At 48.8% G+C, this 16,020-nt stretch carries 12 protein-coding genes and 1 pseudogene; all 13 read right to left on the minus strand.

The features are described from left to right. Positions 1–48: 48 nt before the first annotated feature. The gene (locus ACX1C1_RS23615) at positions 49–396 is read right to left on the minus strand and encodes a hypothetical protein (RefSeq protein ID WP_458954560.1); all 348 of its coding nucleotides are present in this window, start codon (positions 394–396) and stop codon (positions 49–51) included. 15 nt (positions 397–411) lie between these two features. Further along, positions 412–1,857, minus strand: a complete 1,446-nt coding sequence (locus ACX1C1_RS23620) for a DNRLRE domain-containing protein (RefSeq protein WP_458954561.1) — start codon at positions 1,855–1,857, stop codon at positions 412–414. A 136-nt stretch (positions 1,858–1,993) separates the two neighbouring features. Next, positions 1,994–3,151, minus strand: a pseudogene (locus ACX1C1_RS23625) (IS110 family RNA-guided transposase). A 229-nt stretch (positions 3,152–3,380) separates the two neighbouring features. Next, on the minus strand, positions 3,381–3,803 hold the full coding sequence (locus tag ACX1C1_RS23630) for a hypothetical protein (protein ID WP_458954562.1): 423 nt from the start codon (positions 3,801–3,803) through the stop codon (positions 3,381–3,383). 166 nt (positions 3,804–3,969) lie between these two features. Then, entirely contained in the window at positions 3,970–6,720 is a 2,751-nt protein-coding gene (locus tag ACX1C1_RS23635; protein ID WP_458957787.1) for an alpha-L-rhamnosidase, read from the minus strand. A gap of 33 nt (positions 6,721–6,753) precedes the next feature. After that, a complete protein-coding gene (locus tag ACX1C1_RS23640; protein WP_458954563.1) occupies positions 6,754–7,749 on the minus strand; it encodes a Gfo/Idh/MocA family protein in 996 nt (331 codons plus the stop codon). Continuing rightward, the gene (locus tag ACX1C1_RS23645) at positions 7,746–8,729 is read right to left on the minus strand and encodes an ROK family protein (protein ID WP_458954564.1); all 984 of its coding nucleotides are present in this window, start codon (positions 8,727–8,729) and stop codon (positions 7,746–7,748) included. The genes ACX1C1_RS23640 and ACX1C1_RS23645 overlap by 4 nt, the downstream gene beginning before the upstream one ends. Continuing rightward, complete coding sequence (locus ACX1C1_RS23650) at positions 8,707–9,348, minus strand: D-sedoheptulose-7-phosphate isomerase (RefSeq protein ID WP_458954565.1); 642 nt, start codon at positions 9,346–9,348, stop codon at positions 8,707–8,709. Before ACX1C1_RS23650 ends, ACX1C1_RS23645 begins: the two co-directional genes overlap by 23 nt. Before the next feature lie 4 nt (positions 9,349–9,352). Beyond that, positions 9,353–11,050, minus strand: a complete 1,698-nt coding sequence (locus ACX1C1_RS23655) for a hypothetical protein (protein WP_458954566.1) — start codon at positions 11,048–11,050, stop codon at positions 9,353–9,355. A gap of 74 nt (positions 11,051–11,124) precedes the next feature. Further along, positions 11,125–12,756, minus strand: coding sequence for an extracellular solute-binding protein (locus ACX1C1_RS23660; RefSeq protein WP_458954567.1), 1,632 nt, complete (start codon positions 12,754–12,756; stop codon positions 11,125–11,127). A 79-nt stretch (positions 12,757–12,835) separates the two neighbouring features. Then, positions 12,836–13,768 (minus strand): carbohydrate ABC transporter permease, encoded by a 933-nt coding sequence (locus tag ACX1C1_RS23665; RefSeq protein WP_458954568.1) that lies wholly within the window; start codon positions 13,766–13,768, stop codon positions 12,836–12,838. Positions 13,769–13,810: 42 nt separating this feature from the next. Beyond that, on the minus strand, positions 13,811–14,758 hold the full coding sequence (locus ACX1C1_RS23670; RefSeq protein WP_458954569.1) for an ABC transporter permease: 948 nt from the start codon (positions 14,756–14,758) through the stop codon (positions 13,811–13,813). A gap of 35 nt (positions 14,759–14,793) precedes the next feature. Continuing rightward, the gene (gene bglB / locus ACX1C1_RS23675) at positions 14,794–15,891 is read right to left on the minus strand and encodes a beta-galactosidase BglB (RefSeq protein WP_458954570.1); all 1,098 of its coding nucleotides are present in this window, start codon (positions 15,889–15,891) and stop codon (positions 14,794–14,796) included. Between the last annotated feature and the right edge of the window lie 129 nt (positions 15,892–16,020).

The raw sequence follows: 16,020 nt of genomic DNA on the forward strand, positions 1-16,020 counted from the left end.
AGACTCAAAGTGGACCCGAACAGCTTAAAACCGTCGGGCCCAAATAACTTAATTATTTTTTACTAAATCTAATGCGACCAATACAATTAGCTTTCTGCTCTTAGGTGATAACTTCAAATAATCTTTTACTGAGTGAGTTTTTACTAAGGCTTCTTCATCCTTATTAATTCGATGGAGTTCAACCTCAGCAATTACATCACTATTTATTAGGACAAAGAATATATCCTCTTCCTGCTCTGGGATCCAGTCGACAATATAGGCTGTTGTCAATTCAGGAAAATTAAATAGAATAGTTTGGAGTAATTTCTTTCGTTCTTCACTAGAAAAAAGATGTTGATTGGATACAGTTAGTTGCTTGCGAATTTCTTCTTCTCTGTGACTTCCGATGAGTCTCAAATAGTAGCACCTCCGTTACCTGATTCGACCTGGTGATGCGCGATTCAGGGACAAATAAACCCCTGCTACAGGCGTGTACGTATCGTTATTGTTGTGCATGAAGTGATATCGATTGCCCGATTCGTCCAGGAAGACGACGGAGCCAGACAGATCCCAAAGCCGCATGTCGAGATTGGATAGCCTACCGGACCCGAATACACCGTTTGCCGTCCACTGACGGCTATTGTAAGTCCGGGATACCGCTGCGCCATACCCGCGCCCGTCCGTTTCGACATCGACTGTCGTGAAATTCAAGTTGCCTTTAAATGGCATGACTTCGTCATCCGTATACGTCCAGAAATCGCTTGTGCCATCCGGATCAACTGTATAATAAATGTTGAGCTTGGGATGATATTCTTTGACCGTATGATTGCTGGACGTAAATCCGACTTCAGGTGCGGATGTAGGGTTTGCTGCGAATGCCACGCCGTTATTTGGCGTCTTGCCTGAATACCAGTCCGCAATTAGCGGCGTAATGTCGAACGTCTTCCATCCGGAACCTGCTACAAGGGCAGAAGTCGTTTTCGTGCCTTTTTGAGGCTTCGTGTTCCATGTTACATTGTTCTCAGCCCACCAAGACGTGATGGGATAGACATCAACGGTCGTATTACTTGTTCCTTTGAAATTATAGAGCTCAATTGTAGAAGGATTCGCAGGAACGTCTGTAACAATTCGTGCTCCTTCAGGCAAAGCAGGCAGAGGGAAGACGACATACCCCTCCATTTGTCCATGAGTTGTATTTGTTCCTGCATATACATGTGTGTCCAAATAGTAGGTTTTGGTTGTTGGATTGGAACTGCTTACATAGGTGTCCTTAAAGAAATGAAGATCCGTTTCAATGGTTGGATCAATTGTAATCGGAAATTTACGCTCCGGATCCTGGATCCATTCCGCATCCGCTACAATGTCGAGAATCAGTTGATCGCCTTCTTGGCGAATGGTTTGCGTGACAGCTTCGGAAATATCCGGCTGCTCGCCATCCTCGAACATATAGGGCTTCGAGAATATAAAAGCGAATTCACCAGAATCTGCGTGCGTGAATTTAATAGAGCCATCCTTTTGTGCTTCATACTTCAGATTGGTAAGGTCCAGCAGGAAGGAATAGGACGTTGGCGCATCGACCGACGATAGAACGATATCTTCCTTCAGCTTATTAGCACCGACTGTGTAATTAATCTCTGTATTCGGAAACGCATCCTTGTAGGATACTTTTTGCGCTTCGACGCTTGCCGCCACATTAGCTAAGACGGCGGGGGCGGTCTTACCATTGTTTTTCTCGTTGTTACTGTTGCTTTGATGTGGTTTAAAGGAGATAGAAGAGTCATCAATTTCGAAGGATACGTTCGTTCCTTCATTGATTTTATTGGAGAAGTTTACGTCAAACTTATTTGCTTTGTTTTTCTGTGAAAGAGTTTTACGCACGACATACCGCTCATGCGACGAATTTGCCTTGAAATGATGCATCTTCATGAACAGATGCTTAAAAATGGCAACAGGATGCCCGGGACATCATTATTTATGTCCGAGGGTATGAAATGTTCAAGGTTTGGTTACACTGTTAAGCTACAGATTGATTCGTTTGCGGCCCGCCCTCAATATAAGGGGTTTTCGTCTTCAAGATCGTATAGATGATCGTGAGCAGCTTGCGGGCCAGTGCAATAATCGCCTTTTTATGTCCACGTCGAGCAGCCATTTTCCAAAATCCGATTGCGAGCGGGCTTTTTCTAGACTTTGCCGCCGCCCAAGCGGCTTCGCATAACGCCGTTTTTATATGAGGATTTCCCTTTCGCGTTCGCGTACTTTTTTTTTACCTGCACTCTCATGGTTGCCCGGTGCGACGCCTGCCCAAGAGGTCACTTGCTCGGCCGTCGGGAATTGGTCCATGTCCACCCCAATTTCTGCAATGACGGCAGCAGCCGTAATCGCGCTGACACCCGGCACGGTTTGGATCAGCACTTGCGCTTCTTGGTAAGGCACCAAATGAGCCGCTATTTCCTGATCCAGATTCGCAATGGACTGCTCTAGAAACGTGATGTGCTCCCAGCAATTGCGAATCATCATGATTTGATGGGTGTTCAAGGTGCCATATAGCGATTCGGCCACGCGGGACACGTTGTTTTTAACGTTTCCTCGAACCCGCTGCTCGATGTCATTCGCATCGACATAGCCTTGCTCCACGAGGCGCTCCAATAGGTTTCGGCCGGATACACCGAATACATCCGAAATGACGGTTCCTAGCTTGATGTTAGAGGTCTCCAGCACCTTTTGGATGCGGTTCTTCTCAGCGGAGAGGTTAGCGACCCGTTTTTTTGCGCAAGCGTGTCAAGTCCCGCAGCTCTCGAATATCCTCGGAGGGAACGAAGCTTTTTTCGATCAGCCCGACACGCAGGAGCTTGGCGATCCATTCTGCATCGTTCACGTCGGTCTTGCGTCCAGGGACATTTTTGATACGCTGAGCATTGGCAAGTGTAATGTCGAAGTAGCCCTCCATGATGTTGTAGACCGGCTTCCAATAGATGCCGGTGCTCTCCATCGCAATGTGCGTTACACCTTCCTCCTCCAACCACTTCATCAAGTCAAACAAGTTGCGAGTCATGGTCGGAAACGTACGTGTTTGTACCTGCGGCGCTTCGTCTGCCTCGCCTGTCAAGATGCAAGCGACAATCGTTTCACGGTGGACATCGAGTCCAGCACAACGGGGAACTAGGGTTTCCATTCTAATCTCCTCCAATAGAATGTTTGGACGATTGGTGTATGCGTTCGAAAACTCCATTTTTCTGTCCGCGATGTTTCAGCTGAAAAAGCTGAAGTCGGCATGGGGTTGTGCGCAGAACGCAGACTCACCGTTTTCTGTACGGGGTTGCACCACCAAAAAATACTCCGTGTTTGTTTCCAATCGTCGTATCATCCAGTATAGGAAGAAATGCACCGAGCTAGCCCCCCTTTCATGACGGGGTTGCGGTGGGGGTAACCATGTTTGTTTTCTGTGAAAGTAAACTTTCATGCACGGGTTGCGTACGACAGACCATAAACGTTTTGTATGCAAAGCCTTTTTTATCTGAGGAGACAATGGTATTGTCAATATCTAGCCATTGTTTGGTTTTACGATCCTGGTAATGTATGCTTTCCTTCGATACCTGCATTTCGAAGGTTCCATCATCGAGCATAAAGTGTTTGGCATTTTCGGAACGATACTCCGGGATTTCGATTTTGTTGCCTTTAGTGGGCTTCTTCGGGACAAGCTTTTTTTCTTCTTTAGCAATCGCTAGCGGCTTAGCCGCAGAGACGGTACCAATCGGGCCGGCAAAGAGGCCAAAGACTAGCGTAAAAATAAGCATAGGGACGAGTAGTTTGTTCAGCTGGGTCATGGTGTCGAATCTGTCCTTTCCTTTACATAAGATATTGTTATAAAGTCTAACCTCGACCAATATTAAGGTATTCTCATATTAACTTCATTCTTGAGTTTATGGAATTGAAGGTAATGAAAGCCGTAAAAAAAGCGTGAATCAGATAAACTGATCACGCTTTTTTAGGCTACACCCTTATCCGGGAGCGGAACACATATCTGCCGGAGCTAACCAACAATACGGCCGTATCGCCGTCGCCTCTACCAACTTCGCGAATCCCTTCTGCATCCGCCGCCAGTACATCTCCCTCGAATATAGATGTATTAGGCGCGGCAGGGATATGAATGTAGGCCTGCGAATTCGGCGGAATACGCACCTCTAATTCGAATTGCTCTCCCTCTAATTTCCACGAGCTGCTGATCATACCATACAGGCTGTCATATTCCGCATCGGCATGATGCAGCCCGCCGAGCGGCCTTGGTCGGATACGCGCAGTACGGAATCCCTTCGAATCTGGTTCGCGACTTATGCCTCCTACATGTTCATACAACCACTCGCCGACAGAACCGAACGCATAGTGGCATAACGAATTCATGCCCGCCCGCTGGAAGCCCTTCTCCACCGTCCAGCCGTCCCAGCGCTCCCAGATGGTCGAAGCGCCTTGGATAACGGAGTACAGCCAAGATGGATATTCCTTGCGCAGCAATAGTTCAAAGGCGAGTTCCTCATAACCGTTATCGGACAACGCCCTCATCAATGAACGGGTACCATGAAATCCGGTCGTCGCCATTCTGCCATTCGACTTGATTTTCTCAACAAGCCGCGTGATTGCCGCTTGACGAATTACTGGATCCTCAAGGAGCCCGAAATCGAGTGCCATCGCATATACCGTCTGTGTATCACCTTTGATAAGGCCATCAGGCGAAACAAATTCCTCACCGAATGCATCAAGCACTCTACGATGCAGTTGTTGGTAATACACCTCGTCCTCCTGATGTCCTAATACCCCGGCAATACATGTCATCAGCAGCGTGTCGTACGCCCAATACATCGTAGAGAACACATCGTACGGCGTGGTAGAGAGGTTGGACACCAACCAGTCGAATTCAGACTTCAGCTCCTCGAAAGGCCGCTCCTGAACGGAGAGCCAATCTCCATATTGCGGTGCATCTCTCCGAATGCCCCGCGGGTACAGTCGTTCATTATAATCCATCCAGCGCTTCATGGACGCATAATGTTTATGCAATATGTCTTGATCGCCATAAATCTCATATAGCATCCAGCCAATGAGCAGCGGCGCATCCGCCCAGCCTGCCGAACCAATATGCGTGTACGTAAAATCATTGTTGTATGCCGTCTTGGGACCGAACACAAAAGGCGCAAAATCGCTGTAGGCGCCAGTGGGCTGCTGACCATCAGACAAATCGGTCATCCACTTCGACATAAATGACGAAATATCCATGTTATATGCGGCAGTTCGGGCAAAAATTTGCGCATCCCCGGTCCAGCCATGCCTCTCGTCTCGTTGCGGACAATCCGTAGGGACGCTCATATAATTGTTTCGTTGCGACCAGCGGATATTGTGAATGAGTTTATTCACCAGTGGATCCGATGTTCGAAGCATGCCACTCTCCGGAAGGTCGGAATGGACGACGATACATTGGATTTGTTCGACCGTGATCGGTGCGGTCAACCCGCTAATTTCTACGTATTGAAAACCGTGGCATGTAAATGTGGACTCATATGTCCGACACTCTCCTCCATTACTGATGAAGACATCCATCTGCATCGCTAATCTGAGATTTTCCGTGTATAAGCGCCCTTCCGCATCTAATGCTTCTCCATAACGAAGCGTGATGGTTGTGTCTCGCTCCTCTTGCACAGAGAAGCGCAGCCAGCCTGTCAGGTTCTGACCGACATCCACTAGCAGCTTGCCGTCTGGCAACGACCTGATCGAGGATATAGGATGTTCACGCGTAACCGCTACCGGCGGGACCAATTGTGAGACGAGGCTGCCCCTGTAATCATACATCCGGTGAACGGACTGCCAACCTTCGGCATCAAACTCAGCTCCTTGCCAGCCCGGCATCTCAAGTCTTGCATCATACGTTTCTCCCATCTGCAGATCCGAGGACGTGATCGGACCGAACGAAGCCAGCCAGCTCTCGTCGCTGCTTACCCTCTGAATGGTTCCATCCTCGTACTCGATCATACCTTGCAGGAAGAAGGATGGCTCCATGCCGTACTTCTGGAAGCCGTACATGCCGAGATACCCCGTGTACCAGCCATGTCCCAGCATGACAGACAACGTATTCGTCCCTTCCTGCAACATGGAGGTAATGTCGTATGTCTGATATTGCGTACGAACATGATAATCGGTCCATTCTGGTGCGAATAATGCCTTGCCCGCTTTAACCCCGTTCACGTATAACCGATATACACCAAGGGCTGTAGAATAGACCACCGCGCGGCGTACTCGGTTTCCCGCTTCCACGCTCCGTCTCAAATAGACAACAGGATTAGGTTTTTCTCTTGTGGGTCGAAGACCGCTCTTCAAACCAATCCAGCAGCCCCCCCACTCATCGCGGCTTAATAAGCCCATCGACCAGCTCGAGATTTCGCTCCATGAACCAGCGATGTCCGCTTCGTCCCATACACGTACCTTCCAGTACACCCGCTGCCCGGATACAAGCTTCGTTCCCGCATACGTAATTTGCTGTGATTCATCCGACACGATTTTTCCCGTATCCCACAAATCCCCTATATGCTCAGCAAGCAAATCTGTAGAGCTTGCTGCGAGAATCTGATAAGCCGATTGTTCCACTCCACGCCTGCCTTCTGCATGAAGGATCCAGCCCAGTCTTGGCCGTGCGATATCTATACCTAACGGGCGATCAACATATTCCACTCGAAGTCGTTGAACCTCTACAGGATGCATCAATCACGTTCCTCCATTATTCCAATACGTATTTTATATCACAATCTGTGAATCCGCGGATTCGCTCGCCTTAATGACTAACCCTAGTGATACGGCTGCATCGGCATAGGAGGAACGAATTGCAGAAGGATCACCTGTCCTGACCGCATCTACAAATACGGACACTTCCTCCGCATACATATTCTCATCCGCATCATGGAACGAGATCTCTTGCCCCTTGTACGTGCCGTGCAGCCTGCTCCCTAATGTAGTAAGGTCAACAAGTAACCGGTAGTCGTCCGACAGCAGCTCGATTTTTACTTGCGACTCCGCGATCCCCCAAGAATGGGTGTGTGTATGGATCGTTCCCGATGAATAAGCCAGATTCACGATAAAATTTTCTTCGACTGTGAAGAAATCGCTCTTAGGCCGTTGCACGTTGCTGCCAAAAGCATGGATGCCGCTCACTGTTCCACCGCTGGAGCCCGATACGTAACGAGAAGCATCCAGCAAGTGAATCGCCTGATCGAAGATCGGACCGCCAGACAGCGACTTGTTATATAGCCACCTTGGCGTCGTAGCATGCAGCAATCCGGCACCACATACATGGATGCTTCGAACAATCGGAACGGGACCGCCCGAAGCCTCGACAAGCTCTCTTGCCTTGCACACAGCACCAGCGTAACGGTACATAAAGCCTACAGAATGGATAATGCCGCTATTACGAAGGAGCATCTCGATCTCCTCGGCTTCTTGCATCGTCTTAGCAGGAGGTTTCTCAATAAAGCAAGGAATGCCCCTAGCTGCCGCTTCCGCTATAGGTCCCGTCCGTACACCTGGCGGCGTGCAAATAAACACCGCATCCAGCTCGGTTTGATCAAAGAGCTCTTGGTAGTCTGTAAAAGGCTGTGCTTCAAATTCGCGGGCAATTGCCTTTGTTTTTTCTTCATCTCGTCCGCATACCGCCGTTATCTTGACACCTTCTATGTTGATCAGGTTGTTGATATGCCGTTTACCGATCACGCCAATACCGATAACGCCAACTCTCATTCTGACGACATCCTTTCCGTTAATTCCATATAAGCAACGGTAAGACTGGCATAATCGCCAACTTGTTCGCCCAACTGCGAAGGTACAATTGTACATACAGACAAGGAATGCGCCAAGGCTTCGCGCTTTAACACATCCATGACCTCGGGCTCAAGCAGACTCCGCTGCCGATGATAGATACTGCCTATAATGATTTTCTCGGGGTTCAGAATGTCTACGATAAAGGACAAGCCCCTGCCTAGCTGTCTTCCAGCCATTCGAATAATGGCCATCGCATCCGCGTCTCCATGCAGAGCGGCCATCCCTACCTTTTCGGCCGTCATTCCATTCATTTCCTCATAGCTGCCACAAAAGGAAAGTTGTCTGCCTGATTGGAGGGCTGCCAGCGCATGAGTTTGTGCAAGCTGGGCGATCCCGCTGCCGCTGCAGAACCCCTCGAAGGAGCCGACCTTCCCGTAGCCTGCCGGTCCGAATTCTCCCATGGTGATATGTCCAATTTCTCCAGCCATGTCGTTGGTCCCTGTATATAATTGTCCGTTCAGAATAAGTCCTGCTCCCATTCCCGTCCCGAAGGTTAAAAACACCATGTTGCGCGTCCCACGTCCTGCCCCCCACTTCCATTCGGCCAGCGCGCCCGAATTGGCATCGTTCTGCAGCTTAACCGGAACTCCATATCGCTCACGAAACGGTGTTACGATATCTACCCGATCAAAGCCTGGAAGATTCGGAGGAGACAAGAGCAAGCCCCGTCTACTATCTAGTGGTCCGCCACAGCTGATACCTATGGCGGCCGGTCTCTCTGTTTGATAATCTGCTAACAAGCCGGCCAATTCGTCCATTAATCCGGTAATCGTTGGTTCGACGCCTCGAGGTGTTGTGAACTGCCGCTTCTCAAGGACGACTAATGTATCCTCCTTGATCTGTCCCAAGCTAACGGCACACTTCGTACCTCCGATATCAATACCCGCTAAGCAGCTCATTGGCGAAGAAAGCCTCCTCCAGTAATGTACAAATGGCATGATAGATCGGAAGATGTCTCTCTTGAATGTCTATCGTATTGTCATAAGGCACACGGATCGTAACATCGGCCAAATCTAGTAACTCACCGCCTGTTCGACCCGTTAATGCAATCGTTCCAAGTCCGAATGTCCGTGCAACCTGCATGGCGCGGATGGCATTGCGAGAATTCCCGGATGTGCTTAATACCAGTAGAACGTCGCCAGGCTGACCATACCCATACACCTGCTGGGCAAAAATCATGTCCGCGTCCACATCATTGGCATATGCGCTTATGAGGGCTGAATGACTGACAAGCGAGATGGCGGGGAGCGCGCCTTGAAGATGCTGGGCCAAATATGCCCCCTCATCCGGGAATGCAGCGAGAAGCGCATCACGCTTCTCGCCTGGGATTTCTCTTCTATACAGAAAGCCCTTCATCAGCTCGCCTACAATATGCTCGCAATCTGCCGCGCTCCCCCCGTTCCCGCAAAGCAGCAGCTTGCCACCGTTCTGATACGCGGATATCAATAGCTCAACAGCCTGATGTATATCGGCTTGGCAGCTCGTCAACTCCGGGTATTGAACCGTAAGGCGATCCATAACCTTAGTCATGGTTCGAGGTGAAGCAGCGGAATGAAAGCACCTTGTCAGTAGGCGTGCTCCAATTCATCATCATATGAATCGCGCTAGGATGAAGCGTATCGTTACGCATCAAGAGCTCATCATGCTCATGCGCTCCCCCTTCAATTCGAATGCAGTCATTGCCGTTCGTGTACAGGGCATTTCCGTAGGATAAACGACTTGTAGCCGGTCCCGTCCTCTCCAATCCGTCTCCGCTGAGCGACCCGTTCTCATCGAACATACATACAGCTTGCAAATAAAGCCCGTTGGCTTCATTCGAAATGACTCTCACATCCATACCATCATCAAGCAGCGTTACTTCAATGGCCGCTTTCATCTTCACCACACTTGTCTTCTCGCGAAGGTGGTTAGGGAAATCTACATAACTGCCGTTCGCATGTTTCGTATGCTCATCCGCAAGCGGTCCGAAATAACAGCCCTCTAATTCGATTTCCATCCGATAACGTTCTTCATTTAGTTTCGTAATGCCTGGAAAAGCCGCTGCGCCGATTCCGAACCATCCGACTCCTAGCTTAATCCCGCAAATTCGGGCATTCCCATATTGCAGGTACATACACTCCGGCTGACCGGCCATTACCGTAATGCTGAGCTTATCCCTGCGATGACGCAGGACTGCTGCACCATGAGGATGCTTCACGAGCGGACCCAGATAAGGAACCTTGTTCGGCACACGAACCTGATTGTTTTCTCCAAACAAAATCGTATAGTTCTCATTCGGCTGGGCGATGACATGTGGCAGCTTCATCCGCTCCGGCTCGAGCATCCAATGCAATAAGGCTAACGAACCTCTTGGCGCAGTCCGTTCTGCCATCTGCGCCATCCCCGCCAAATCTGAGTCCTGATCGTATGATGCGAGCAAATAGTAAGCCACATAATAACGATCATCCATATAAGCGACGGCTCCCAAGTCCTGCCTGCCGGAATATTCGGTCGCGATCGTATCGCCTGGATGCATCATGTAGCGCATCATATGCAGCGTAAGACTAGCCGCCTCCATGGATGGTTTATGGTCGAATACAGATCCAACTGTATACAGATAGTACGAGCAAATCGCGTTATAGATCGAATTGCTTCTCTCCGTCCACTCGCCATATTCGGTAATATCCAGACCTTCATTAAGGAATTGGAAGGCACGCTCCCGATATTCATTGCCGCCGAACAGCTCCTCCAGCTTGGCAAGAGCGGCTGCCATGACCCAGCGATGATTAGGGGTATGAATACCGCCTGTCAGCAGTGCAGGAATCGCTCTCTCCATAAACGTAGTCAGACTACTGGTAACCTTCGCGGCTTCAGGCCCTGCATCTCTTAACGCCAATTGCAATAACGTTCCTACTAGATGAGAGGTGAACGCCGTATCCGGAGGCGAGTCGATATTACAGTTATATAAGGAAACATTTCCGCTCGGAAGCTGTATGCCTAGCAATGCATCACCTAAATCCTCCATTACCGAAAGCAGATCCTTGTCCCGATAATAGCTGGAGCTTTGTTGACAGTATAATGGCAGCATGAGTACCAACCTGCCCAACTCCTGACCTTGCACCCGCAGCTTCTTGCCCGAAGCTGCTTCCGCTTTTATTTCGATCAGCACATCCGCCAATCTGCTTTCCTGAAGTCGGACGATTTCGTTAAGCTGCTCATTAACCGGCAATTGCAGATTCATCCTGATACGCCTCCCGAGGATCGACAAGCACGGATGGCGTCACATGCAGCCCGCCATCCGTCATTGTCCGTTCTTTATTCGTTTGTTGTTTTCCAGTTCATCTCAATTAGCTTTTCTGTCACTTCCGCATCATATTGCTCGCCGTTATACTGCTTCCAGCCGGAAACGACATTCTCCCATTCTGCATCAAAGTCCTTGGCAATAATAACTTTAGATAAGGCTTCGTAAACAAACTTCGTTAAATCGGGCAGATTTTTTTCCGATACTGGACGAGGTGAGTCGAACACAGGAACCTGTTTGCCGTAATTCTCGAAGGAGCGGTAATACGGATCCATAATTTCGGCGATTTCTTCAGGATTCTTTTCGTTTTTATTAAGCGCGACAAGCTGCTCTTTCGTTGGATTGCCCATATAGCCTTGCGTCAACAGGTTTAGATCATTAAAGTACCACATGATTTCTTCCGTATTTTTGACGGGATCTATCGGCACAAACAAACCATTTTCCTCTGTGTAATGCACGCCTTCGATACCGCCTTGTACAAGCGTGATGTTTTTCGCCAGGAAGTTCAAATATTTAACAGCCGCTTCCGGGTTTTTCGAATACTTAGGGATAAGATTGAACAAGCCGTACGAATTGGCTTCCGTCATAGCTTGGGTGCCATTGGGTCTAACAAACGGATCAAGTGTGATCCATGTGGCTGTTGGAATCGTTTTTCTCGTTTCTTGCGTAAGCTGCCATGGTGTATCATTCGAGTCCAGGAAGCCTGCCGTGCCTAATGTATATTGTTGAATGTATTGCTGCGAATTTACGTCCGTTACGAACTCCTTGGAGATCAAACCTTCTTTGTACAAATTGTTCATAAAGCGGAAATACTCTTTGCCTTCTTCTGTAACAAACGAGGAGTGGAATACACCATCCGTGAAATTGCCGCTTGGCATATAGATCTCTGAGTGAGGACCGTCGGACGCAATTCCTGCACCCCACATTGGACCAAAGAAGAAGCCTTTCATTCCTTGGTTAATCGCCGGAAGCGCCCACGGCACAACGTTTTCGCTGCCCACGCCGCCTGGATCCTTCTCTTTAAACGCTTTCAAAACGGTATACAATTCATCAAGCGTAGTCGGTGCCTTCATACCCAGCTTATCCAGCCAGTCCTTACGGATCTTCATATTGGAACCGGCAGCCGTACTCATCCGCAGAGCAGGGATGGCGTAACGCTTGCCCTTATATGTGCCGGCTACATCGAGCGCGGGTCCTGCTACCTTTTTGATATCCTGACCGTATGTTTCAAGCAGTTCATCGAGCTCCCACAAGCCGCCTTGCTCCGCCCATCTGAACAAGGCGTTCATATCGTATGTGATAATAATGTCTGGTCCATCGCCTGATGCCATCCATACATTGTTTTTCTCGCTTTCCTGAGAACGAGGCAGGATGACATATTCGACATCCAGCCCTTCCTTCTTGGCTTCTTCCTGCAGCTTCTTGACGATAACCGTATCTTCGAGCTTCTGTCCGTTAGGCGAATTTGAGCGATCCCAAAGTGACACGCGTACCTTCTCCAATTTCGCCGGCTGCTCCCCTGATGTCGGGCTGCTGCTGTCGGACGGAGTTGGCGGATTGTTGTTGCCAGAGCAAGCTGCGATTGATACTGCAACAAAGATGGTTAACACACTTAGTAGCAATCCCCGTGACCATTTTCTTTTCATTCTCATTGCCTCCTTGTTTATACGTCCATAATGTTATGAAACCGGGCGTTTGGCGTCTGCCAGCTGCCCGAGCCAAGCATCAACCTTTTACGGAACCAAGCAACGAGCCTTTTACAAAGTACTTCTGAAGAAACGGGTATACAATCAATATCGGAACTGTCGCTACCACAATGACAGCTGCCTTCAGCGACTCTTGGACGACCGTAAAATTGCTGTCCAGCGTCATCTGCTCGATTGACGTGCCCATTTGCGAGAGCAGCAATATGTTTCTCAGCTTCACTTGCAAGGTCGCCAGATCTTGATTGTCAATGTAGAGCACTGCGCCAAAGTAGGAATTCCAGTGACCCACCGCGTAAAATAATCCAATCGTTGCTAGTGAGGCGCCAGATAAAGGCAACAGAACCTGCAGCAGATAACGCATATTGCCGCAGCCATCCACAATGGACGCTTCGCGAAGCTCTTCCGGTATCGCCTGGAAGAAGCTCTTCATAATAATGACGTTAAAAGCGCTGACAAGTCCCGGCAGAATGAGCGCCCATAATGTATTGAGCAGATTTAACGACTTGACGAGAAGGAACAACGGGATCATGCCGCCGCTGAATAACATCGTGATAACCATGAATCGCATAAAGACAGAACGTCCTTTGAAGTCTCGCCGCGATAACGGATAGGCGGTTATGACAGTGAACAACAAGTTTAATGCCGTTCCGACAACCGTCAAATAAATCGTGACCATTAGCGAACGAATGACGCTCTGGTCGGCTAAAATCATTTTCATCGAATCGACTTGAAATTCAACCGGCCATAACACGACTTTCCCCGTCTGGATCGCATTACTGCTGCTGAACGCATTGGCAACGGTATTAACAAAGGGAAACAAACAGACGAAGGTAAACAGGATCAAGGTGCCATAAACCAAGATATTGAAGAGGATTTCGCCGATGCGTAATGGTTTGCGTGTTCGCCTGGTTACAATTGTTCTTCTGTTACGCTCCGTTTCCAGTATCTCCATTGGCTTCTCTCCTTTCCTACAGGCTGCTTTCCTACAGGCTGATTACCATAAGCTCTCTCCGCCTGCCCTCCTTGCAAAATGATTCGCAGTAATGATCAAGATCAGGTTAATGACGGATTGCACCATACCTACCGCGGTTGTTAATGCGAAGTCGCCTTGCTTGATGCCGACTCGATACACATACGTGCTTATGACCTCAGACACATCGCTGACGACTGCGTTCGTCAACGCAAGCGGCTGCTCAATGCCAATCGACACCATATTGCCTACAGCAAGAATGAATAAAATAATGATAGTCGGCATGATGCTTGGAATGGTGACGCTAATGATTTTGCGCAGACGACCTGCTCCATCAATAGAAGCGGCTTCGTACAAAGACGGATCAATTGCGGTAATCGCCGCCAGATAAATAATCGTCCCCCAGCCGGCGCTCTGCCAGACTGCCGATAACGTATACACGATAATCCAAGAGGTCTTATCTGTCATAAAATAAAATTCGTTCATGCCAACCCAGCGCATCAGTTCGTTAACGATCCCGTACTTCGGAGACAACACCGCATACACGATGCCTCCGAGCACAATCCATGACATAAAGTGGGGCAAATAAAGCATGGATTGCGAGATTTTCTTAAAATATTTGGAACGAATCTCGTTCAGGATTAACGCTAGAATAATAGGTGCCGGGAAACAAATCAGTAAGCCAAGCAAATTGAGCAGCAACGTGTTGCGTGTGATTCGGAAAAACTCGGGAATCGAAAACATCTCCTGGAAGTTCGTTAAGCCTGCCCAATCGCTGCCCCATATGCCCGAAAAAATATTAAAATCCTTAAATGCAATGATCAATCCCCCCATGGGGATGTAGGCGAAGGTGACAAAGAAGGCAAATGCCGGAATAAGAAGCAAATAGAGCGCGTAATTTTTTTTCCATTCCTTACGCGCCGCTTGGACAGCTCCGGATGTGCCGAGTCGTTTCGGTGCAAAGCTCTTCATGTACCGCTCCCCTCCTGACCTCGTCTAAGCGACAGTTACTTATTAATCCCCTCTGCCGGTTGAACATGGTGCAAACACTCCGCCAGCATCAGCAAGGTCATTGATTGACCGTAAGGCATCGGGCATTGTGGAATCTTCTTGTAGAAATCCAGTGTACGCCCCATCCTGGTACCGTAAGAAACCCCCTGAACGCTGCCTTGCTTGTCAATCTTGCTGATAACCGCTTCCAGCGCGCGTATTCCTGTCTCCTTGTAACGTTGGTGGATATAGCCTTTCCGAACGGCTTTCAGTATCCCATAAGCAAAACCTGCTGTAGCAGAGGTTTCCTCATAGGAGGTCGGATCATCGAGCAGCGTATGCCACATACCGGATGGCGCCTGCAGCTCGGCTAACGTGCTCACTTGTCGTTCGAGGGACGAAATCAGAAACTGTTCTACGCCTGGTTGAACCGCGATCATGTCGAGATAGTCAACAAGGCCGGCCGTATACCATGCATTGCCTCTTCCCCATCTCGCTCTGGCGAAATGGTGGTTCTCTGTGAAGCTCCATCCATGGAAAAACAATCCTGTGGCCCTGTCCGTCAAATATTTCAGATGAACGAGAAATTGCCTGACACTCTCATCAACGTAGGCAGGCTTCTGAAGCACAACGCCCATCCGAGCCATAAAGAGTACAGTCATATACAACGTGTCATCCCATAGCTCACCTTCATTTGAGCTATCCACTGCCGTGTGCGTAATACCGGATTCCGGCGTTCGCGGCATCTCTTCCGCAGCGTACCTGGCCCATTCTTCGCAAATGCGCAGGTAATGCTGATTTCCTGTCTCTTCATAGAGATAACTTAACGTCAACAGCGGACACATCGTATTGACATTCTTTGCTGGAAGCCCTCGTTCGATTTGCCTGTTGAACCAGTCTGTCAAATAATCCAGCAGTTCATCTTTCCCAGTTTCCTTGTAATAGAGATATAAAGAGAATAAACCGACTCCTTGGGACCAATCCCATACCTCCATTGAGATAATGCTGTCCAAGGTATCCTCTTGAATGCTGATCTCCAAGTTTTTCATGCCGGCGATTACGCTCTCGATTAGTTCATGCACATGCCGCTCACTCATCTGCACAGGTTTTCTCACGCCCTCCGCTTCGTGTCTTCATTGTTGCCATTAATTTTGTATGCGTTTTCATTAAGTTTAACCGGATACGGATACATTGAATATTAGTCACATTTTACTTTTTATTCGTTTTTTTGTTCTTTAACAAAA

The organism is Paenibacillus sp. strain BS8-2, from assembly GCF_054483835.1.

Bases quoted from the DNA above. Each gene is read 5' to 3' on its own strand.
- ACX1C1_RS23630 (WP_458954562.1), bottom strand. From the start codon at position 3,803: ATGACCCAGCTGAACAAACTACTCGTCCCTATGCTTATTTTTACGCTA.
- ACX1C1_RS23635 (WP_458957787.1), bottom strand. From the start codon at position 6,720: ATGCATCCTGTAGAGGTTCAACGACTTCGAGTGGAATATGTTGATCGC.
- ACX1C1_RS23640 (WP_458954563.1), bottom strand. From the start codon at position 7,749: ATGAGAGTTGGCGTTATCGGTATTGGCGTGATCGGTAAACGGCATATC.
- ACX1C1_RS23645 (WP_458954564.1), bottom strand. From the start codon at position 8,729: ATGAGCTGCTTAGCGGGTATTGATATCGGAGGTACGAAGTGTGCCGTT.
- ACX1C1_RS23650 (WP_458954565.1), bottom strand. From the start codon at position 9,348: ATGGATCGCCTTACGGTTCAATACCCGGAGTTGACGAGCTGCCAAGCC.
- ACX1C1_RS23655 (WP_458954566.1), bottom strand. From the start codon at position 11,050: ATGAATCTGCAATTGCCGGTTAATGAGCAGCTTAACGAAATCGTCCGA.
- ACX1C1_RS23660 (WP_458954567.1), bottom strand. From the start codon at position 12,756: ATGAAAAGAAAATGGTCACGGGGATTGCTACTAAGTGTGTTAACCATC.
- ACX1C1_RS23665 (WP_458954568.1), bottom strand. From the start codon at position 13,768: ATGGAGATACTGGAAACGGAGCGTAACAGAAGAACAATTGTAACCAGG.
- ACX1C1_RS23670 (WP_458954569.1), bottom strand. From the start codon at position 14,758: ATGAAGAGCTTTGCACCGAAACGACTCGGCACATCCGGAGCTGTCCAA.